Origin of the sequence: Achromobacter sp. MFA1 R4, from assembly GCF_900156745.1 — a bacterium.
In the GTDB taxonomy this organism is placed as follows: Bacteria; Pseudomonadota; Gammaproteobacteria; order Burkholderiales; family Burkholderiaceae_B; genus Achromobacter.
In genome coordinates this window covers 3,947,585-3,969,124 of record NZ_LT707065.1, presented here as the reverse complement: position 1 = coordinate 3,969,124, position 21,540 = coordinate 3,947,585, and the positions used below count along the sequence as shown (strand labels likewise).

The following is a 21,540-nucleotide window of genomic DNA, read 5'->3' as shown; positions in this document are numbered from 1 at the left end:
CCCTTCCCGCCCGGCGCCACCGGCCAGCCTGCGCTGCCATCGCGCGCATCGAGCGGGTTATATTTGCAGCTATGGATATACAGAAACTCCAACGCGCCGTCATCGACGCCCTCGAAGACGTCAAGGCGCAAGACATCAAGGTCTTCAACACCACGCATCTGACCAGCCTGTTCGATCGCGTCGTGATTGCAAGCGCCACCTCCAACCGCCAGACCCGCGCGCTCGCATCCAGCGTCGCCGACCGCGGCCGCGCCATGTCGCTCACCGGCATCACCATCGAAGGCGAAGACACCGGCGAATGGGTCGTCGTCGACCTGGGCGATGTCGTCGTGCACATCATGCAGCCGGCCATCCGCCAGTACTACAACCTGGAAGAAATCTGGGGCGGCAAGCCGGTGCGCGTGAAGCTGCTGCCCGAGTCCTCCCGGCCCGCCCCTGTCGCCAGCGACAGCGGCAACGGCTACGACGACGCCGACGACTGAGCGCGTCGTGAAACTGATCGTCGTTGCGGTGGGCACGCGGATGCCGGACTGGGTGCAGACTGCCTGGGACGACTACGCGAAACGCCTTCCCGCCGACTGCGCGCTGGAACTGCGCGAGATCAAGCCCGAACCCCGCACCACCGGCAAGACGCCGGCTCAGATGATGGCGGCCGAAGCCAAGCGTATCGAGGCGGCCCTGCCCGCCAATGCGCTGCGGCTGGCGCTGGACGAGCGCGGCCGCGACCTCACCACCATGGCGCTGTCGCAAAAGCTCGAACAATGGCGCGCGGGCGGACAGGATGTCGCGTTTCTCGTTGGCGGGCCCGATGGGCTGGACCCCGGCCTGAAGGCCTCCGCCAGCGGCCAACTGCGCCTGTCGTCGCTGACATTGCCGCACCCCATGGTGCGTGTCGTCCTGGCCGAACAGCTCTATCGCGCCTGGGCCATCATGACCAACCATCCCTATCACCGCGCCTGACCGCTCCGGCGGCGCCCGCCCTGTGCACCGCATGACCGACACCGCCGACACTTCCCTGCCCGCCCCACGCCTCTACCTGGCCTCCGCCAGCCCGCGCCGGCGCGAACTGCTCACGCAGATCGGCCTGGCGCACGAAGTCCTGCTCGTGCCCGCGCCGCCTGGCGAAGACGAGCCGCAGCACCCGGGCGAGCGCGCCGCCGACTACGTCCTGCGCACGGCCCGCGACAAGGCCGTGCGCGGCCGCGACTGGATGCGCTCGCAAGCCTTGCCCGCCTTGCCCCTGCTGGCGGCCGACACGACGGTCATCCTCGCCGGCGAAGTGCTGGGCAAGCCGGCCGACCGCGCCGACGCCCTCCGCATCCTGCGCGCGCTGTCCGGCTCGACGCATGAAGTCCATACGGCGGTCGCGGTGTGGACCGGCGATCGCTTGCTGGACGCCGTCTCCATCACCGAGGTCCGCATGCGCGAACTGGGAGACGACGAAATCGGGCGCTACTGCGACAGCGGAGAACCCTTCGGCAAGGCTGGCGCCTACGGCATCCAGGGCTTGGCCGGCGCCTTCATCTCACATATCTCGGGCAGCTACACGGGCGTGATGGGCCTGCCTTTGTTTGAAACGGCCAATCTGCTTCGCGAAGCCGGCATCCCGGTGCCTTGAACGCGGCGTCGCCCCAATGAAAAATCCCCCGGCGCCTCGCGGTGCCGGGGGATTTTTTTCAGGCCGTGCGCGGTTATGCGCCAGCCGGGTTTGCCGCGCCGAAGTACCATCCCCGGCGCGATCGCGTTCAGCTCTGCCGCACCGGCTCGCCAAGGGCGACCTGCGGCGGTTGTGCGCCGCCGGGCGTCCCGGCGCTCTCCAGCGCAGTGTGCAACTGCTCCTGGTCCAGCTCGCCTTCCCAACGCGCCACGACCACGGTGGCGGTCGCGTTGCCGACCAGGTTGGTCAGCGCGCGGCATTCCGACATGAAGCGGTCCACGCCCAGGATCAACGCCATGCCGGCCACCGGCACCGACGGCACCACCGACAGCGTCGCGGCCAGGGTAATGAATCCCGCGCCCGTCACGCCGGCCGCGCCCTTGGAGCTCAACATCGCCACCAGCAGCAGCAGGATCTGGTCGCCCAGCGACAGCGGGATATCGCAGGCCTGGGCAATGAACAGCGCAGCCATCGTCATGTAGATGTTGGTGCCGTCCAGGTTGAACGAATACCCCGTGGGCACCACCAGGCCGACCACCGACTTCGAGCAGCCCGCCCGTTCCATCTTCTGCATCAGCGTGGGCAATGCGGCTTCGGACGAGCTCGTGCCCAGCACCAGCAGCAGTTCTTCGCGGATATAGCGCACCAGCTTGAAAATCGAAAATCCGTTGTAGCGGGCCACCAGGCCCAGCACGACCACGACGAACAACACCGACGTCGCGTAGAACGTCCCCACCAGCATCGCCAGGTTGATGACGGACTTGATGCCGTACTTGCCGATGGTGAAGGCCATCGCGCCGAACGCGCCGATCGGCGCCGCCTTCATCAGGATCGCCACCATCTTGAAGATCGGCTGCGCCAGCGCGGTCATGAAATTCAGGATCGGCTTGCCGCGCTCGCCCACCATGGCCAGCGAAATACCGAACAGCACCGCCACGAACAGGACCTGCAGGATGTCGCCACCGACGAACGGGCTGAAGATCGTCGTCGGAATCACGTTCATCAGAAAGCCGGTGATCGTCGAGTCGTGCGCCTTCGCGACGTAGCCTGACACCGCCTTCTGGTCCAGCGTCGCCGGGTCGATGTGCATGCCGGCGCCCGGCTGCACGACATGGCTCACGATCATGCCGACGATCAACGCCAGCGTGGAAAACACCAGGAAGTACAGCATGGCCTTGCCAGCCACCCGTCCAACCTTCTTCAGGTCGCTCATGCCGGCGATGCCCGTCGCGACGGTCAGGAAAATGACCGGCGCGATGATCATCTTCACCAGCTTGATGAACGCGTCGCCCAGCGGCTGCATCTGCTGGCCCAGCTCGGGCTTGAAGGCGCCTAGCAGGATGCCGACCACGATGGCGAAAATAACCTGGACGTACAGGATTTGATAGAACTTGAGCTTGCGCGCGGGCGCGCTGTGATCCACTTCGATCATTGGGATTGTCCCCACCTGGGCCCCTTGCTCCGCGCGGGTTGACGCGGGCGACGTCGGGGCGTTATCTGTTTTATGGCCATGCGTTCCAGCTGCCAGCCGATTTCACCGCGCGTGTGCCGGGCGGCTTGCGGGTATATATGCAATAGCCGTGCCAAGATCGGCACAGGGCAGGCATCCCCACAACCCATTGATATTCATGGGCTTTTGGAATCTCCCCGCGCCTGCGCCCGGCGTTTCTCGGCGGAATTCCGCACAGAAACCGGCTAGAATGTGCGGAAAATCGCACGCCATGAACGCTTCCCCTCCCGCCTCCGCTCCCCCCTCTCCCCCATCCGCCCGCCAGCGCCGGGGGGCATGGCCATGGCGAGCCGCGTGGGTATGCGTGGCTGTCGGGTTCGCCGCCGTCGCGCTGTACGCGGCCACGCAGTGGGCCCGCGACCGCGCGCTCGGCGAAGCCGCCATCCAGGCCCGCAGCGCCGGCCAGATCCACGCCGCCCTCCTGCGCAACAACCTCGACAAATTCAAGGCGCTGCCATTCGTGCTGACCCAGGACGTGGATCTGCGCGCGGCCCTGCAAGGGGCCGGCAAGGCACAGATCGAAGCGCTCGACCAAAAACTCGAGGCCCTCAGCCGCGGCGTAGGCGCGTCGGCGATTTACGTGCTCGACAAAAAGGGCCTGGCGATCGCCGCCAGCAACTGGCGCGAGCCCGCGACCTTCGTCGGGGTCGACTACGAATTCCGGCCGTACTTCCAGGGTTCGGTCAACCGCGGCTCGGCCGAGCATTTCGCGCTGGGCACGGTCAGCCACGAAGCCGGCCTCTACCTCGCGCGGCGCGTGGACGGCCCGCAAGGCGCCATGCTGGGCGTCGTGGTGCTGAAGGTCGACTTCCGGGATCTCGAATCGGACTGGCGGCAGGCCAACGCCGCCATCTTCGTGACCGACGAGCACGGCGTCGTGCTGCTCGGCAACCTGCCCGACTGGCGCTTCAAGGTGCTGGCGCCGCTCGCGCCCGCCCTCGCGCAATCCCTGCGCACTAGCCTGCAGTTCGGCGATGCCAGGTTCCAGCCGCTGCCCGTCACGCCGCCGCTCCAGACCGCCAGCAACGGCCAGCTCGTGCGCACCGAAGACGCCTTGCCGCGCGCCGCCGCCGGCACCGCGTTGCTGCACACCACCTTGCCTGTCATCGAATCGCCAGGCTGGACGCTGCACCAGTTGTCGCCCGTGCAAGCGGCCGTCAACCAGGCCACCGCCAACGCCCAATTGGGCACGGCGCTGGCGCTCAGCATGCTGGCGGCGTTGGTGGGCATGGTGCTGTACCGCCGCCACCGCAACCTCGAACGCGCGGAGCAGCAAGCCGCCATCCAGCAACAGCTGGCGGCGTTGGTCGATCAGCGGACGGCGCAATTGCGCGACGTGAACGGACAGCTCGTCCAGGAAATGGACGAGCGCCAGCGTGCCGAGTCCCAGCTTCACACCATGAAGGATGAACTGGTGCAGGCCAGCAAGCTCGCGCTGCTGGGCCAGGTGGCGGCGGGCGTGGCGCACGAAATCAACCAGCCCGTGGCCGCCATCCGCGCCTACGCCGACAACGCCGCCGAATTCCTGCGACGCCGCGACGAGGGCGCCGTCCAGGAAAACCTTGGCACCATCGCTGCCCTGACCGACCGCATCGGCCACATCACCGGCGAGCTCCGCGCCTTTTCGCGCAAGGCGGGCGCCTCGGTCGGGCCGACCGACCTGATGGAAGCGTTGGAAGGCGCGCTCTTGCTGGTGGGCCCGCGCGCCCGGCGCCAGGGCGTCGTCCTGCAGAGCCCGCCCCGCAACACGCCCTGCAGCGTGCAGGCCAACCGGGTCCGATTGGAGCAGGTGCTGGTCAATCTGCTGCAGAACGGCCTGGAAGCCCTTGAAGGCCTGCCGGAGGGCAGGATCGTCCTGACCCTGCACGATGCGGGGGAAACCGTGCTGCTATACGTTCACGACAACGGTCCGGGGCTGTCGGACGCGGCGCGCGCGCACCTCTTCACGCCATTTCACACCACCAAGCCGGACGGCCTGGGCCTGGGCCTGGTCATCAGCCGCGACATCGTCTCCGAGTTCGGCGGGGAGCTGCGCGCCGCCGATCCCCAGCACGCCGGCTCCTCCTCCCCCGCGGCGCCTGACCGCGGCGCCCTGTTCATCCTGACCCTGCGCAAGACGCCGGCTCAACATCCTGCATCGAGCAACAGCCATGACCCGCGCTCCTGATTCCCAAACGCCCGCCAATGGTCCGCCCGCCGCAGGGTCGACTGCCGCAGGTTCGTCCGACGACAGCCTGCCCCGGCCTGCCGCTCCGCGCGTCGTCTTTATCGACGACGACGAAGCGCTGCGCCGTGCGGCCGTCCAGACCCTCACGCTTCACGGCATCCTGACCGATGCACACGCCCGCGCGCGCGCCGCGCTGCCCGCATTGGACCGCGACTTCGACGGCGTGGTCGTCACGGACATCCGCATGCCCGACATGGACGGGCTCGAACTCTTCCAGCGACTGCGCAACGTCGATGCCGACATCCCGGTCATCCTCATCACCGGCCATGGCGACATCGCCACGGCGGTTCAGTGCATGCGCGAGGGCGCATACGACTTCCTGTCCAAGCCCTACCCCGCCGACCGCCTGGTCGCGGCCATCCGGCACGCTGCCGAAAAACGCCGTCTGGTCCTCGAAAACCGACGCCTTCGCGAAGCCGCATTCGCCGTCGAAGCCGATGAAGTGCCATTCATCGGCACCACCCCCGCCATGCAACGGATCAAGCAGACCTTGCGCCACATCGCGGACGCCGACGTGGACGTGCTCGTCGAAGGAGAAACCGGCACGGGAAAAGAGGTCGTCGCCACAGCACTGCATCGCCTCAGCCGCCGCAGGCACCGCGCGCTCGTCGCCATCAACTGCGGCGCGCTCCCCGAAAGCGTGATCGAAAGCGAGCTCTTCGGGCATGAAGCCGGCGCCTTCACCGGCGCCCAGAAAAAACGCATCGGACGCATTGAACACGCCAGCGGCGGCACCCTGTTCCTCGACGAAATCGAAAGCATGCCGCTCGCCTTGCAGGTCAAGCTGCTGCGCGTGCTCGAATCGCGGCAAATCACGCCACTGGGCAGCAACGAAGTGCGCAACCTCGACCTGCGCGTCGTCGCAGCGACAAAGGAAGACTTGGGCAGCCCCGCCATCCGGGCCAAGTTTCGCGAAGATCTGTTTTACCGTCTGAACGTCGTCACGATACGGCTCCCCCCGCTGCGCGAGCGCCGGGAGGACATTCCCCTGCTCTTCGCCCACTACCTGGGCCACGCCTCCCGCCGCTTCCACCGAGACATTCCCGACATGCCCGCGGCGATCCGCCAGCACCTCATGACCCACGATTGGCCGGGCAACGTGCGCGAACTCGCCCACTTCGCAGAACGCTTCGTGCTGGGCGTCTTGAACGATCCGCCGCTGGAGCCCGTTCCGGCGCAAGCCAGCTCGCTCAGCCTGCCCGAGCGCATGGAACGGTACGAAGCCCAAGTCATCCGCGACGCGCTCGCCGCGCACCAAGGCGACATCAAAGCCACCCTCGACGCGCTCGGCATCCCCCGCAAAACCTTCTACGACAAACTCCAACGCCACGGCATCGACCGCCAGGAATACGTCGGCACGCAGCCCCGAGCCCCGCTGTAACCGGAGAACGTCTGTCCAAATAAAAAACCCCTCGCGGCGCAAGCCGCGAGGGGTTCAATCAATTCACTCTGCACAAAAAACAAACCCCCGCAGGGTATCCCTGCGGGGGTTTGCACAATAAAAGCCTGACGATGACCTACTTTCACAGACGTCCGTCCACTATCATCGGCGCAAAGGCGTTTCACTGTCCTGTTCGGGATGGGAAGGAGTGGTACCACCTTGCTATGGTCGTCAGGCGTAACGGGTTGAGCGGTTGCGGGTTAAGGCAACGGCTCCAATCTTGGAAGAAGCGCAACGTGTGGTGGTCAGAGCCTGGGCTCGATGATCACCCACAGTGGGTGTAATTGGTGTTGGCTGGCTGCTGACGGGGCAGCCAGTAATTTGTATTGAACGACACTTGGAACGCTATACACCAGGTCATAACCATCAGTGTTATAGGATCAAGCCTCACGGGCAATTAGTATCGGTTAGCTTAACGCATTACTGCGCTTCCACACCCGACCTATCAACGTCCTGGTCTCGAACGACCCTTCAGGGGGATCAAGTCCCCGGGATACCTAATCTTCAGACGAGTTTCCCGCTTAGATGCCTTCAGCGGTTATCTCTTCCGTACTTAGCTACCCGGCAATGCCATTGGCATGACAACCGGTACACCAGAGGTACGTCCACTCCGGTCCTCTCGTACTAGGAGCAGGCTCCGTCAAGTATCCAACGCCCACGGCAGATAGGGACCAAACTGTCTCACGACGTTTTAAACCCAGCTCACGTACCTCTTTAAATGGCGAACAGCCATACCCTTGGGACCGGCTACAGCCCCAGGATGAGATGAGCCGACATCGAGGTGCCAAACACCGCCGTCGATATGAACTCTTGGGCGGTATCAGCCTGTTATCCCCAGAGTACCTTTTATCCGTTGAGCGATGGCCCTTCCATTCAGAACCACCGGATCACTATGTCCTGCTTTCGCACCTGTTCGACTTGTCAGTCTCACAGTCAAGCACGCTTATGCCATTGCACTATCAGCACGATTTCCGACCGTACCTAGCGTACCTTCGAACTCCTCCGTTACACTTTGGGAGGAGACCGCCCCAGTCAAACTGCCCACCATGCACTGTCCCCGATCCGGATAACGGACCAAGGTTAGAACCGCAAACAAACCAGGGTGGTATTTCAAGGATGGCTCCACGTGATCTGGCGACCACGCTTCAAAGCCTCCCACCTATCCTACACAGGCCGGTTCACAGTCCAATGCAAAGCTACAGTAAAGGTTCATGGGGTCTTTCCGTCTAGCCGCGGGTAGATTGCATCATCACAAACACTTCAACTTCGCTGAGTCTCAGGAGGAGACAGTGTGGCCATCGTTACGCCATTCGTGCAGGTCGGAACTTACCCGACAAGGAATTTCGCTACCTTAGGACCGTTATAGTTACGGCCGCCGTTTACCGGGGCTTCGATCAAGAGCTTGCACCCCATCACTTAACCTTCCGGCACCGGGCAGGCGTCACACCCTATACGTCGACTTTCGTCTTTGCAGAGTGCTGTGTTTTTAATAAACAGTCGCAGCCACCGATTCTCTGCGACCCCATCATGCTAAGCGCGCAGGCGCTTCACACTACCGGGGTATACCTTCTCCCGAAGTTACGGTATCAATTTGCCGAGTTCCTTCTCCTGAGTTCTCTCAAGCGCCTTGGAATATTCATCCCGTCCACCTGTGTCGGTTTGCGGTACGGTCTCGTACAGCTGAAGCTTAGAGGCTTTTCTTGGAACCACTTCCAATCACTTCGCAAGCAATGCTCGCTCGTGCCATACCCTTGATTTACGCGCCCGGATTTGCCTAAGCGCCATCTTCGATACAGCAACAGGGACATCCAACACCCTGATGATCTTCCGCGATCCGTCCCCCCATCGCACTGTACGACGGTGCTGGAATATTAACCAGCTTCCCATCAGCTACGCATCTCTGCCTCGCCTTAGGGGCCGACTCACCCTGCGCCGATGAACGTTGCGCAGGAAACCTTGGACTTACGGCGAGGGGGCTTTTCACCCCCTTTATCGCTACTCATGTCAGCATTCGCACTTCTGATACCTCCAGCAGCCTTTACAAGCCACCTTCGCAGGCTTACAGAACGCTCTCCTACCGCGTGCACTAAAAGTGCACACCCGCAGCTTCGGTTTATCGCTTAGCCCCGTTACATCTTCCGCGCAGGACGACTCGATCAGTGAGCTATTACGCTTTCTTTAAAGGATGGCTGCTTCTAAGCCAACCTCCTGACTGTCTATGCCTTCCCACTTCGTTTCCCACTTAGCGATAATTCGGGACCTTAGCTGGCGGTCTGGGTTGTTTCCCTCTTGAGTCCGGACGTTAGCACCCGGTGCTCTGTCTCCCAAGCTGTACTTGCGGGTATTCGGAGTTTGCCATAGTTTGGTAAGTCGCCATGACCCCCTAGCTATAACAGTGCTCTACCCCCCGCAGTAATACTTGAGGCACTACCTAAATAGTTTTCGGAGAGAACCAGCTATTTCCAGATTTGTTTAGCCTTTCACCCCTATCCACAGCTCATCCCCTAATTTTTCAACATTAGTGGGTTCGGTCCTCCAGCACGTGTTACCGTGCCTTCAACCTGGCCATGGATAGATCATCTGGTTTCGGGTCTACACCCAGCGACTGAATCGCCCTATTCGGACTCGCTTTCGCTACGGCTTCCCTATTCGGTTAACCTTGCCACTGAATGTAAGTCGCTGACCCATTATACAAAAGGTACGCAGTCACCCCACAAGGAGGCTCCTACTGTTTGTATGCATACGGTTTCAGGATCTATTTCACTCCCCTTCCGGGGTTCTTTTCGCCTTTCCCTCACGGTACTGGTTCACTATCGGTCGATCACGAGTATTTAGCCTTGGAGGATGGTCCCCCCATCTTCAAACAGGATTTCACGTGTCCCGCCCTACTTGTCTTACGCTTAGTTCCACACACAAAATTTCATCTACAGGGCTATCACCTGCTACGGCCGGACTTTCCATTCCGTTCGATTATCTTGCGTGCTAAAACGTAAAGGCTCTTCCGATTTCGCTCGCCACTACTTTCGGAATCTCGGTTGATTTCTTTTCCTCGAGCTACTGAGATGTTTCAGTTCACCCGGTTCGCTTCCACTAGCCTATGTATTCAGCTAGGGATACTGCATTGCTGCAGTGGGTTTCCCCATTCGGATATCTGCGGATCAAAGCTTGTTTGCCAGCTCCCCGCAGCTTTTCGCAGGCTACTACGTCCTTCATCGCCTGTGATCGCCAAGGCATCCACCATATGCACTTAGTCGCTTGATCCTATAACGCTGTAGGCTATAGGACCTGAGTATTAGCGTTTGTGCCGTTCATAAGTTTCAAAGCAGTCTGAGGTTATTCACCCCAGTCTTGAGAACTTGGAACAAAATTAATGCAATCACAACCCGTGCCCATCTTCATCAGCAACGCTGATTACTCGATGAACACATTTTCGTTGTGCTTCTTCCAGATTGTTAAAGAACAAATATAGCTGTTGGGTAAAACCCAACTCATAGGATCGTTGATGACGACACTATGAGTTGGCCTCTACATCTACCAGGCGACTTGAAAATCGATGGTGGAGGTGAACGGGATCGAACCGATGACATCCTGCTTGCAAAGCAGGCGCTCTCCCAGCTGAGCTACACCCCCATACTTCGCTTGCCGCGAAATACCTGGTGGGTCTGGTTGGATTCGAACCAACGACCCCCGCCTTATCAAGACGGTGCTCTAACCGACTGAGCTACAGACCCAAAACCTTCTCGGATCAGCAGTCAGGAAGCTGAAGACCCAGGGAAGATTCCCTCGACCCAAGCCTACAACTGATCCCAGCTATATCAAACAACCGATAAGAGTGGACGCTTAACACGAGCACATAAGCTCTGAAAGGAGGTGATCCAGCCGCACCTTCCGATACGGCTACCTTGTTACGACTTCACCCCAGTCATGAATCCTACCGTGGTAATCGCCCTCCTTGCGGTTAGGCTAACTACTTCTGGTAAAACCCACTCCCATGGTGTGACGGGCGGTGTGTACAAGACCCGGGAACGTATTCACCGCGACATGCTGATCCGCGATTACTAGCGATTCCGACTTCACGCAGTCGAGTTGCAGACTGCGATCCGGACTACGATCGGGTTTCTGGGATTGGCTCCCCCTCGCGGGTTGGCGACCCTCTGTCCCGACCATTGTATGACGTGTGAAGCCCTACCCATAAGGGCCATGAGGACTTGACGTCATCCCCACCTTCCTCCGGTTTGTCACCGGCAGTCTCATTAGAGTGCCCTTTCGTAGCAACTAATGACAAGGGTTGCGCTCGTTGCGGGACTTAACCCAACATCTCACGACACGAGCTGACGACAGCCATGCAGCACCTGTGTTCCGGTTCTCTTGCGAGCACTACCAAATCTCTTCGGCATTCCAGACATGTCAAGGGTAGGTAAGGTTTTTCGCGTTGCATCGAATTAATCCACATCATCCACCGCTTGTGCGGGTCCCCGTCAATTCCTTTGAGTTTTAATCTTGCGACCGTACTCCCCAGGCGGTCAACTTCACGCGTTAGCTGCGCTACCAAGGCCCGAAGGCCCCAACAGCTAGTTGACATCGTTTAGGGCGTGGACTACCAGGGTATCTAATCCTGTTTGCTCCCCACGCTTTCGTGCATGAGCGTCAGTGTTATCCCAGGAGGCTGCCTTCGCCATCGGTGTTCCTCCGCATATCTACGCATTTCACTGCTACACGCGGAATTCCACCTCCCTCTGACACACTCTAGCTCGGTAGTTAAAAATGCAGTTCCAAAGTTAAGCTCTGGGATTTCACATCTTTCTTTCCGAACCGCCTGCGCACGCTTTACGCCCAGTAATTCCGATTAACGCTTGCACCCTACGTATTACCGCGGCTGCTGGCACGTAGTTAGCCGGTGCTTATTCTGCAGGTACCGTCAGTTTCCCAGGGTATTAGCCCGGGACGTTTCTTTCCTGCCAAAAGTGCTTTACAACCCGAAGGCCTTCATCGCACACGCGGGATGGCTGGATCAGGGTTTCCCCCATTGTCCAAAATTCCCCACTGCTGCCTCCCGTAGGAGTCTGGGCCGTGTCTCAGTCCCAGTGTGGCTGGTCGTCCTCTCAAACCAGCTACGGATCGTCGCCTTGGTGAGCCGTTACCCCACCAACTAGCTAATCCGATATCGGCCGCTCTAATAGTGCAAGGTCTTACGATCCCCTGCTTTCCCCCGAAGGGCGTATGCGGTATTAGCTACGCTTTCGCGTAGTTATCCCCCGCTACTAGGCACGTTCCGATACATTACTCACCCGTTCGCCACTCGCCACCAGACCGAAGTCCGTGCTGCCGTTCGACTTGCATGTGTAAGGCATCCCGCTAGCGTTCAATCTGAGCCAGGATCAAACTCTTCAGTTTAATCTCTGTATTTGTTTCGTATTCTTGGTCCGTCTTGGCTTACGCCAATTCAAACCAGGCCATACGTCGCTACTCAAAGGAAGTGAGGTATGTTCTTAAACTTGACGTCTAAGGTACTTCACTTCTAGTGAGCACTTGATTTCTTGTGCTTGCGATTCAGGCCGAAACCCAAATCGCTGCACTCGCATCAAGCGCCCACACTTATCGGTTGTTTAATTGTTAAAGAGCGGGTACTGCTAAATTCTGTACTGCTTCTGCCTTCAACTTCGGCTAACTTCGCTTTTGCGTCGTCGCTGTCGTTGCAGCAGAGAAACGAGATTATGAAGAAGTTTTTATCGCTTGTCAAGTCAGCGTCGTTTTTAACTTCGCTTTCTTGCCGCGACCTCTTCAGGTCTCGCCAGGGCTTCTGCCCTGCCTTAGCAGCTATCGAAAAATCAGGGTAAACCCTAAATTTTAGGCAACTGCCAAGCCCGAAACTATAGCACAATTTTTGCAGATCTTGCAACTGGCTTCTGCCTGATTTGCGTCGATCCTTGCAATAACCGCTTGGCGCTCATGACTGATTGCCTTCGCGGCAGGCGGTGGTGGGTTGCCCCGTCCGCCTGTTGCACTTGCTTGGCTTCGCGGTTCAGAACTGCTTGAACTGCGAAGGAGCGAGACTATAGCACAGATTTTCTGACTGTCATGCACATGTCGCAAATTCATTGTTGGCGCGGCGGGGCCGTGACGCGGGTGCGCCAAGATTGGGGAGCGCAATGGCGCGCCTGTCGTCTTCCCTATATATATAGACGTCGCGTGCCCCCTGCTCGGGAGACTAGTATGTACGTTTACTATTCGCCTGCACGCCGCAGCTTATTGGAGACGAACCCCTTATGCCCCCCGCGATCGCCCTGAGCGAAGACATCCTGATCAACGTCACCCCTTTTGAGACCCGCGTCGCGCTGGTGGAACAGGGGTCGGTCCAGGAACTGCATGTGGAACGAAGCATCCAGCGGGGCCACGTGGGCAACATTTATCTGGGGCGGGTCGTGCGGGTGCTGCCCGGAATGCAGAGCGCCTTCATCGACATCGGATTGGAGCGCGCGGCGTTCATCCATATTGCGGATCTCCGAGAGAATCGTGCCGAGCGCAGCCAGGGACTCACGCCGACCCCTATCGAAAAGCTGATTTTCGAGGGACAGACCCTGATGGTGCAGGTGGTCAAGGATCCTCTGGGCACCAAGGGCGCGCGGCTTTCCACACAGATCAGCATGGCGGGGCGCATGCTGGTGTATCTGCCCCACGATCCGCACATCGGCATTTCGCAGAAGATCGATTCCGAGTCCGAGCGCATTCAGTTGCGGGAGCGGCTGCAGGCCCTGATGCCCACGGATGAGAAAGGCGGCTTCATCGTCCGCACGCAGGCCGAGGGCGCCAATGATGCGGAACTGACGGCGGACGTGGAGTATCTGCGCAAGCTGTGGACGAGCGTCCAGGCTGCCGCCCGCACGCAGCCCGCCCCTGCCCTGTTGCACCAGGACCTGACGCTCGCGCAGCGGGTGCTGCGCGATATGGTGGGGCCGGAGACCGGATCGATTCTGGTGGATTCACGCACGACCACGGCGGCCATGCTGGAATGGGCGCGCATTTACACGCCGTCGGTGGTGGACCGCATCCAGCACTACAGTGGTGAACGCCCCCTGTTCGATACGGCCAACGTGGACGACGAGATTGCGCGGGCGCTGTCGCGCCGGGTGGACCTGAAGTCGGGCGGCTATCTGATCATCGACCAGACCGAAGCCTTGACAACGGTTGACGTCAACACCGGCGGCTTCGTGGGCGGCCGCAATTTCGACGATACGATCTTCAAGACCAATCTTGAAGCCGCGCAGGCCATTGCGCGGCAGCTCCGGCTGCGCAACCTGGGCGGGATCGTGATCCTGGACTTCATCGACATGGAGGAACAGGAGCATCGCGATACCGTGCTGGCGGAGTTGAAGAAAGCCTTGTCGCGAGATCGCACCCGCATGACGGTCAACGGATTCACGCAACTGGGCCTGGTGGAGATGACGCGCAAACGCACGCGCGATTCGCTGGCGCATCAGCTTTGCGAGCCCTGCCCCATGTGCGAGTCGCGCGGCAATGTGCGCACACCGCGCACCGTCTGTTATGAAATCCTGCGCGAGATCCTGCGCGAGGCCAGGCAGTTCAACCCCAAGGAATTCCGCATTCTTGCTTCGCAGGAGGTGGTGGACCTGTTCCTGGAAGAGGAAAGCCAGCACTTGGCGATGCTGGGGGACTTTGTGGGCAAGCGGGTGTCGCTGGAAGTGGAAGCGACGTATTCGCAGGAAAAATACGACATCATCCTCGTCTGATCTCCCTGGATGGAGGAACCGGCATTGCACTCGGTGGCCCGGGGGGTGACCCGAGGCGTGACCCGAGGCGTGACCCACGGGCTGTGCGGATGCTCACGCGACGCGCGACCGCCGGCGCGCAAACGCCTACTCGATTCCCGGCCGCCAATCAACCCGAGTTGTGTAGATTGTGTGACGTAACGATTCGATTGAAATGAAGTTTGAAAGCAATGGCGGCTCGGAAACGATGCCGATAAGCTGCGGGCGCTTTGCCGGGTCGAGGACCGTCCTGGCGTTTTCCCCTAGCTTTTCCGGAGGTCATTGCAATGAAGTCCCTATTTCGTCCGTTCGTGGCGCTGATCGCGGCCTTGCCGCTGGTGCTGGCCGCATGCGGCGACAAGGAGCCCGAACAGCGCGCCGCGTTCACGCAGTTCCTGCAGACGCGCATCGTCGACAAGCCCGGCGTGCGTGTGCCGAAATTGACGGACGAAGAGAAGAAGTCCTTTGGCGACTACGCTGCCCAGTATGCCGTGATCACCGACTTCAATGCGGGCATGGACGCATCGGTCAAGCCGCTGTCGGGCATCATGCAGAAGGGCGCGATGCGCTCGCTGAACGATATCGTGAGCCGGCGCGACGATCTGAAGACGGTGCAGGCCGCGCTCAACGACATGAACACCTCGCTGAAGGAACAGCAGGCCAAGGCCGACGCGGCCCGCGCGCAGCTTAAGCAGCCGGAAGACCTGAAGGTCGTTTACGACAAGGCCTACGAAAAGACCGTCAGCCTGCCGGCCGATACGTTCCGCGACGTGCTGCCGCAGCTCAACGCCACGTTCGACAGCAGCCTGAAGATCGCGGATTACGTCGAGGCGCACAAGTCGCAGATCGAGATTTCGGGCCCCATCGTGAAGGTGAAGGACCCGGCCGTGCAGGATGAGCTCAACAAGCTTCTGCAAGACCTGAACACGCAGGCAAAGCAGGTGCAGCAGGCCCAGACCCGTCTGCAGGCCGTGATGCTGGGCCGCTGAGCCCCCCCACCGCAACACTGCTCCCCGCCCCGTCTCACGCCAGCGTGAAACGGGGCGTTTTTTTTGGGGCCGAGGAAACGGACGGCCATCGCGGCGCTCACGCCGGCGCTGCCGCGACACGATTGCGGCCGGCCTCCTTTGCCTGATAGACCGCCGCGTCGGCAGCCTCCACGAGACCCGCCGCCGATTCATCGTCCTGCGGGATCGCGGTGGCCACGCCGATACTGACCGTGACGATGCCTCCCTCGTTGTCCTCATGCAAAATGGCCTGCTCCGCGACGGCGCGCCGGATGCTTTCGCCGATGGCGGCTGCCCGCTGGCGGCTGGTATTGGGCAGCAGCACCACGAACTCCTCGCCCCCATAGCGAGCCGCCAGATCGCGGGGCCGGCGGGCCTTGTCCTTGACCGCAAGGGCCAGCCGCTTGAGCAGCACGTCGCCTTCCTGGTGTCCGTATCGGTCGTTGTAGCGCTTGAAGTGATCGGCATCCAGGAACAGCAGCGATAGCGGCGTGCGATCGCGACGCGCGGCGGCCCACTCGGTCTGCAGCGCCTCGTCGAAGGTGCGGCGATTGGCGATGCCGGTCAGTCCGTCCGTCTGCGCCTGCAGCGCCAACTGCGCTTCGAACGCCTGCCTCCAGCGCATCTCGCGCCGGAAGAGGACGATCTGCGCCAGCACGGACGCGAACAGCGCCAGCGTCACGGGCACGATCAGCGCAACGCGCCGCACCCAGGGTTCGAGGAGGTCATCCACGGCCAGCGCAACATCGATCACCAGCGGCGCGCCGTCGATCGCGTCGAACGCATACAGCCGATTGACGCCGTCGGGCGACAGCATGCCGACAAACGCCCCTTCGCGCCCGATCAGGTATTGCTGGAAGTCGGGCGGCACGTCGACCTCGCTGTCCGCGTCCGCGAGCGAATAAGGATTGCGCAGCAGGACGGCGCCATCGTTGCGAAATACCGTGATGGCGTCGCGCGGACCGATCGACACTTCCGCGAAGCGGTCGCGGAAATACGCCGTGCGCAGAGACCCGACCACCACGCCCGCAAAACTGCCATCCGGATTGGATATGCGCCGGCTGATGGCGATGCTTTCGTCGCCGCCGCGCAGGCGGCTATGGTACGAGCGGCTGACGAAGAGGCCGACGCCGGCCGCGTCGCGGTGCACCTGGAAGTAATCCCGATCCGCGAAATTCAGCGCGGGCGGGGCGATGGCGCCCGAGTGGTAGAGGATGTTGCCCTCGGGGTCGAGCACGACGATGGCGCCCAGGTAGGCCGCCGAGGCCGAGCGGTCGAAGAGGAAACGATGCCGGGTTTCGGGGTCGAGGTTCGCGATACCGGGCTCGCGCAGGCGTTCGACCACGCCCTGCAGTGACAGGTCGTAGACGTGCAGCGTCCTGCCGATGTCCGCCGCAAGCACGCTGGCCAGGTTACGCGCCGAGACGTAGGCCGAGTCCCAGGTGACGCGGCGGTCCATCCATAACAATGCGACCGCCGCCGCACAGATACCGATGCCGACCAGGCCGGCCAGCGCATACAGGGTTCGGTGCACGATCCCACGGGAATTCAATACGGCGCTCCTTCGCGATGGCGGGCGGGGTGGCGTAGGTCTGATCCGGTCCAGCATGATGATGCCGGTGTCCGATGCCAGGCGCAAGACATCGCCGCCCGGGGCGGCAAGCCACGGGCGACGGTCGATCGCGGGGAAGCGGGTCTGGGTGTGCGGCGTCCGCCGGCGTGCCGGACGGGCGTGGCGGATGGAGCGCCGGGCGCGGCGGGCCCGGCCGGGCGTCAGGACGCCGCGGTGGCGGCGATACGGAAGGGAAAGGCCTTGGCCCCGCGGGCCTTGTCGGTTTCGCGATGGGCGCCGATGGCCCACGCCGGCCCTACCCGGCCGGCTTGCGACATCAACTGGCGCGTCAGCACGCCCGAGAATCCGCAACGAAGCGTCAAGGCCTGACGCCGGGCAAGCTCGATTCCGATCGCGTGCGACGTGGTCGTATTACGGTCCGTAAGCAGCATGGCAGCCCCCTGGCAAATGCGCTTCCTGAATGAAGCGTCGATGCAGATCAATCTACCTTAGCCGTTCGGGTTTGCGCATGAAATGATGCGTAAAGTAATGCAAAGATACGGAAATGCAGGGCCAAAAATGGCCGTCAGGGGGATGGACTGGGGGCCGCATCCTCCGTTTCGCGGTCCGGGCGGTCGTTTCTGCCATCCGGTTGGCTAGTCATATTTCCGTATAGCAGCGAACGTCCCGCGAACAGGCCGCCCGCCACTTCGAGTTCGAACCGTTCGGAGTCGCGCTGCCGAACGTCCAGGATCACTTCTTCGGCCTCATTCGCGGGAACGCCAATGGCGCGCAGCGCCGCTTCGCCGAAGACCAGGGCCGATTCCAGGGTTTCACGGACCTGGAAGTCCACGCCTTCCCTGGCCAGCACCAGCGAATGAATGCGATCGTAAGCCCGCACCACCACTCGCACGAGCGGAAATTCGGACTTGATCAACTGCACCATGCGCGTCGCCGCGCGTGGGTCATTGATACAGATGAGAATGGCGCAGGCATTTTCCGCCCCCGCGGAACGCAGCATGTCGATGCGGGTACCGTCCCCGTAATACACCTTCACGCCCCACTTGTCCGCCGCGCGGATGGCGTCGGTGTCGGTATCCAGGATGGACACCTTGATGCCGCGGGCCAGCATGGCCTGGGTCACGATCTGGCCGAAGCGGCCGAACCCCACGATCAGGGCGCAGCCGTCCAGGTCGCGGGCGACGTCCACCCCATCCATGGACGGCGCCGGCTTGGGCAGCAGCCAGCGCAGGGCCAGCACGCACAGCGGGGTGAGCGCCATGGAGATGATGACGATGGCGGTCAGCATCGCCCCGGTATTCGCGTCGAAGATGCCTTTGTCGGCGGCGGTGCTGTACAGCACGAAGGCGAACTCGCCGCCCTGCGCCAGCAGCGCGGCGCGGGTCAGGGCTTCGGCGTGCGAGGCGCGCAGCAGACGCGCCACGACGTAGACCCCGACGGACTTCACCAGCATGAACACCACGACGCCCCCCAGGATGAGCGGCCATTCGCGCGCCACGGCGAACAAGTCCAGCGACATGCCCACGCCCAGGAAGAAAAGGCCGAGCAGGATGGCGCGAAAGGGCTCGATCTCCGCTTCGAGCTGATGCCGGAAGGTGGATTCGGACAGCAGAACGCCGGCAAGAAAGGCGCCCATCGCCATGGACAGCCCGCCCAGTTCCATCAGCAGCGCCGCGCCCAGCACGACCAGCAAGGCGGCCGCGGTCATCACTTCGCGGGCGCGCGCGTCGGCCAGCAGCCGGAACAGCGGGTTGAGCAGCCAGCGGCCCGCCGCCAGCAGCGCGAGGATGCAGCCGACCGCAATGGCCGATTGCTGCCAGGGATCGCCCTGGCTGTCGCCGCCGGCGGGGGCCAGCAAGGCAGTCAGGGCCAGCAGCGGCACGATGGCGAGGTCTTCGAGCAGCAGGATGGACACGATGCGCTGCCCCTGCGCGCTGGTCGTTTCGTCGCGTTCGGCCAGGATCTGCATCACGATGGCCGTGGATGACAGCACGAAGCCCATCGCGGCCATGAATGCCGCGGCGCCCGACATGCCCGCCAGCAGGCCCACGCCCATGAGCAGCGCGCCACAGGCCAGGACCTGCGCAACGCCCAGTCCGAAGATTTCGCCACGCATCATCCAGAGGCGCGAGGGCTGCATTTCCAGGCCGATGATGAAAAGAAACATCACGACGCCCAGTTCGGCCACGTGCAGGATGGATTTCGGATCGGAGAAAAAGCCGATGCCGAACGGGCCGATGGCCAGCCCCGCCGCCAGATATCCCAGGACAGTTCCCAGCCCGAGGCGCTTGAACAGGGGGACGGCGATCACCGCTGCGCCTAGCAGGACGACGACATTGAGGACTTGATTGCCTTCGGAAAGCGGGGCCATGGCGCGCTCCTGGTTGCACGGCGGGCCGAAGCGCGTGGGACGCGGCCCCGCCCGCTACGCGCGGGCTGAGGCCATTTTCAGGCAATCCGCGGGATTGGCAAACAGGAACTTCGGCACTGAAAACCACCCCGAGGGGCGATGGCTGGAGAAAGCGGGGCGCGGCGGCTCAGTCTTCCCGGAACTGCATTTTGTAGAGCGATGCGTACAGGCCGTCGGCCGCCAGCAGGTCGGCGTGCGGGCCCTGTTCGACGATCTTGCCGGCGTCCAGGACGATGATGCGGTCGGCATTCTGCACGGTGGAGAGGCGGTGGGCGATGACCAGGGTGGTGCGGCCCTTCATCAGGCGCTCCAGCGAGGCCTGCACCTGGCGTTCCGATTCGTTGTCCAGCGCGGAGGTCGCTTCGTCCAGGATCAGGATGGGCGCGTTCTTGATGAGCGCGCGGGCGATCGCCAGGCGCTGGCGCTGGCCGCCGGACAGGCGGGCGGCGTTTTCGCCCACCGGGGTGTTGATGCCTTGCGGCAGGCCCTCGACGAACTCGAGCAGGTTGGCGGCTTCGAGGGCATCTCGCACCTTTTGCTCGCTGGACTTGCCCAGGGCGCCGTAACCGACGTTGGCGGCGATGGTGTCGTCGAACAGCACCACGTCCTGGCTGACCAGCGACAGGTGCGAGCGCAGGCTGCGCAGCGTGAGGTCGTTGATCGGCACGTCGTCCACGAGGATGGTGCCGCTGTCGGCCAGCACAAAGCGAGGCAGCATGTTGACCAGCGTGGTCTTGCCGCTGCCCGAGCGGCCCACCAGGGCGACGGTCTGGCCCGGCTCGACCACGAAGGAAATGTCTTTGACCGTGTCGCGGTCGGCGTCGGGGAAGCGATGCGACACGTTGCGGAATTCGACCTTGCCGCGCACGGGCTCGGGCAGTTCCTTGGTGCCGGTGTCGTTTTCCGGCACCTGATCGATCAGGGTGAATACGCTTTCGGCCGACACCAGCATCTTCTGCATGCGTGCGGCCACGTTGGTGAGGCGCTTGATGGGATCGAAGATCTGGGCGAGCGCGGCCATGAACGACGCGAAACTGCCCACGGTCAGCGAGCCGCTGTTGGCCTGGCTGAGCGCCACGGCGATCACCGCGCCGACGGAGATGGAAATGCAGACCTGCGTGAGCGGCGTCAGCGCCGCGTCGGCCGTGGCCGTGCGCATGGCGAAGCGCCGCAGGCGCCGGCTGACGAAATCGAAGCGGCCGCGTTCGACTTCGTAGCCGTCGAACAGCTTGATGACGCGCTGGCCGTCGATGCCCTCGCCGACCACGCGGGTCAGCTCGGCGTTCATGTTGACGGTCTCGCGGTTGATGCGGCGCAGGCGCTTGATGAAAAAGCGCGAGATCATGACCGACACCGGCAGCATGACCAGGATGATCAGCGTCAGCACCCACGACATGTACAGCAGCACGCAGATCAGGGCCAGCACCACCAGGGTTTCGCGGACCAGGACGGTGATGACATCGGTGGCGTAGCCCGTGACGTTGCCGGCGTCGATGGTGAAGCGGTTCAGCAGGCGCCCGGTGTCGCCGCGCTTGAAGTCGGCGTCCGGCAGGCCCAGCAGGCGTTCGAACATGTCGCGGCGCATGCCCAGCAGCACGTTGTTGGCCACCCAGGCAAGCAGATAGTCGCTGAAGAAGTTGCAGATGCCCCGCAACAGGATCAGCCCGACGACCGCCAGCGGCAGCGCCCAGACGTAATAGGGTTTGGCGCCGGAGAAGCCGCCGTCCAGCAGGGGCTTCATGATGACCGCCAGCACCGGCTGGGTGGCGGCGGCGCCTGCCATCAGCAGGACGGCCGCCAACAAGCCTTTCCAGTAGGAACCCACGCGGCTGTAGATCCGGGTCCAGAGTTCGGATTTCACGGGTTGGGAACCCGCTGGCGCATTGCGTGCGGCAGAATTCAAAGGGATCACTCGCTTTTATACAATTGTGCCCAGGATTGTACCGGCT

The 21,540-nt window shown here is 62.2% G+C and carries 12 protein-coding genes, 2 tRNA genes and 3 rRNA genes; 7 read left to right on the top strand and 10 right to left on the bottom strand.

What is annotated here, in order from left to right; translation table 11 throughout:
• Positions 1–71 precede the first annotated feature (71 nt).
• From rsfS to BXA00_RS18100, 3 genes are read left to right on the top strand one after another with little or no spacing between them, the layout of a single operon-like run.
• On the top strand, positions 72–482 hold the full coding sequence (gene rsfS / locus BXA00_RS18110) for a ribosome silencing factor (protein ID WP_076519859.1): 411 nt from the start codon (positions 72–74) through the stop codon (positions 480–482).
• A 7-nt stretch (positions 483–489) separates the two neighbouring features.
• Complete coding sequence (rlmH, locus tag BXA00_RS18105) at positions 490–960, top strand: 23S rRNA (pseudouridine(1915)-N(3))-methyltransferase RlmH (protein WP_076519858.1); 471 nt, start codon at positions 490–492, stop codon at positions 958–960.
• A 31-nt stretch (positions 961–991) separates the two neighbouring features.
• Positions 992–1,618, top strand: a complete 627-nt coding sequence (locus tag BXA00_RS18100) for a nucleoside triphosphate pyrophosphatase (RefSeq protein ID WP_076519857.1) — start codon at positions 992–994, stop codon at positions 1,616–1,618.
• Between the two features lie 127 nt (positions 1,619–1,745).
• On the opposite strand, the gene BXA00_RS18095 is transcribed toward BXA00_RS18100, so the two are convergent.
• Positions 1,746–3,089 carry a dicarboxylate/amino acid:cation symporter gene (locus tag BXA00_RS18095; protein WP_076519856.1) on the bottom strand — a complete coding sequence of 448 codons (1,344 nt, stop codon included), beginning with the start codon at positions 3,087–3,089 and terminating at the stop codon, positions 1,746–1,748.
• Between the two features lie 268 nt (positions 3,090–3,357).
• On the opposite strand from BXA00_RS18095, the gene BXA00_RS18090 reads away from it, so the two are divergent.
• Together BXA00_RS18090 and BXA00_RS18085 are read left to right on the top strand one after the other, a co-directional pair.
• Complete coding sequence (locus BXA00_RS18090) at positions 3,358–5,334, top strand: ATP-binding protein (RefSeq protein ID WP_083714281.1); 1,977 nt, start codon at positions 3,358–3,360, stop codon at positions 5,332–5,334.
• Entirely contained in the window at positions 5,318–6,775 is a 1,458-nt protein-coding gene (locus tag BXA00_RS18085; RefSeq protein ID WP_083714280.1) for a sigma-54 dependent transcriptional regulator, read from the top strand. Before BXA00_RS18090 ends, BXA00_RS18085 begins: the two co-directional genes overlap by 17 nt.
• 123 nt (positions 6,776–6,898) lie before the next feature.
• On the opposite strand, the gene rrf is transcribed toward BXA00_RS18085, so the two are convergent.
• The 5 genes from rrf to BXA00_RS18060 form a co-directional block, all read right to left on the bottom strand.
• Positions 6,899–7,011 (bottom strand): 5S ribosomal RNA (gene rrf / locus BXA00_RS18080).
• Positions 7,012–7,211: 200 nt separating this feature from the next.
• Positions 7,212–10,096 (bottom strand): 23S ribosomal RNA (locus BXA00_RS18075).
• Positions 10,097–10,389: 293 nt separating this feature from the next.
• Positions 10,390–10,465 (bottom strand) — tRNA-Ala (locus BXA00_RS18070).
• A 24-nt stretch (positions 10,466–10,489) separates the two neighbouring features.
• A tRNA-Ile gene (locus BXA00_RS18065) sits at positions 10,490–10,566 on the bottom strand.
• A 132-nt stretch (positions 10,567–10,698) separates the two neighbouring features.
• Positions 10,699–12,229, bottom strand: a 16S ribosomal RNA gene (locus BXA00_RS18060).
• The 16S, 23S and 5S rRNA genes sit together here with 2 tRNA genes alongside, the layout of an rRNA operon.
• 890 nt (positions 12,230–13,119) lie before the next feature.
• Between BXA00_RS18060 and rng the strand changes: the two genes are divergently transcribed.
• Together rng and BXA00_RS18050 are read left to right on the top strand one after the other, a co-directional pair.
• Positions 13,120–14,583 (top strand): ribonuclease G, encoded by a 1,464-nt coding sequence (rng, locus tag BXA00_RS18055; protein WP_076521997.1) that lies wholly within the window; start codon positions 13,120–13,122, stop codon positions 14,581–14,583.
• 305 nt (positions 14,584–14,888) lie between these two features.
• Entirely contained in the window at positions 14,889–15,590 is a 702-nt protein-coding gene (locus BXA00_RS18050) for a DUF3053 domain-containing protein (protein ID WP_076519854.1), read from the top strand.
• 97 nt (positions 15,591–15,687) lie between these two features.
• On the opposite strand, the gene BXA00_RS18045 is transcribed toward BXA00_RS18050, so the two are convergent.
• The 4 genes from BXA00_RS18045 to msbA all read right to left on the bottom strand — a co-directional run bounded on the left by BXA00_RS18045 (position 15,688) and on the right by msbA (position 21,494).
• Positions 15,688–17,160 carry a sensor domain-containing diguanylate cyclase gene (locus tag BXA00_RS18045; protein WP_076519853.1) on the bottom strand — a complete coding sequence of 491 codons (1,473 nt, stop codon included), beginning with the start codon at positions 17,158–17,160 and terminating at the stop codon, positions 15,688–15,690.
• Positions 17,161–17,381: 221 nt separating this feature from the next.
• On the bottom strand, positions 17,382–17,612 hold the full coding sequence (locus tag BXA00_RS18040) for a hypothetical protein (protein ID WP_076519852.1): 231 nt from the start codon (positions 17,610–17,612) through the stop codon (positions 17,382–17,384).
• 134 nt (positions 17,613–17,746) lie between these two features.
• Positions 17,747–19,552, bottom strand: coding sequence for a monovalent cation:proton antiporter-2 (CPA2) family protein (locus tag BXA00_RS18035; protein ID WP_076519851.1), 1,806 nt, complete (start codon positions 19,550–19,552; stop codon positions 17,747–17,749).
• 166 nt (positions 19,553–19,718) lie between these two features.
• Complete coding sequence (gene msbA, locus BXA00_RS18030; protein WP_076519850.1) at positions 19,719–21,494, bottom strand: lipid A export permease/ATP-binding protein MsbA; 1,776 nt, start codon at positions 21,492–21,494, stop codon at positions 19,719–19,721.
• Positions 21,495–21,540: the final 46 nt, after the last annotated feature.

Coding starts and splice junctions, on each gene's coding strand:
- BXA00_RS18095 (WP_076519856.1), bottom strand. CDS start 3,089: ATGATCGAAGTGGATCACAGCGCGCCCGCGCGCAAGCTCAAGTTCTAT.
- BXA00_RS18050 (WP_076519854.1), top strand. CDS start 14,889: ATGAAGTCCCTATTTCGTCCGTTCGTGGCGCTGATCGCGGCCTTGCCG.
- BXA00_RS18040 (WP_076519852.1), bottom strand. CDS start 17,612: ATGCTGCTTACGGACCGTAATACGACCACGTCGCACGCGATCGGAATC.
- rsfS (WP_076519859.1), top strand. CDS start 72: ATGGATATACAGAAACTCCAACGCGCCGTCATCGACGCCCTCGAAGAC.
- BXA00_RS18090 (WP_083714281.1), top strand. CDS start 3,358: ATGTGCGGAAAATCGCACGCCATGAACGCTTCCCCTCCCGCCTCCGCT.
- BXA00_RS18085 (WP_083714280.1), top strand. CDS start 5,318: ATGACCCGCGCTCCTGATTCCCAAACGCCCGCCAATGGTCCGCCCGCC.
- BXA00_RS18035 (WP_076519851.1), bottom strand. CDS start 19,552: ATGGCCCCGCTTTCCGAAGGCAATCAAGTCCTCAATGTCGTCGTCCTG.
- BXA00_RS18100 (WP_076519857.1), top strand. CDS start 992: ATGACCGACACCGCCGACACTTCCCTGCCCGCCCCACGCCTCTACCTG.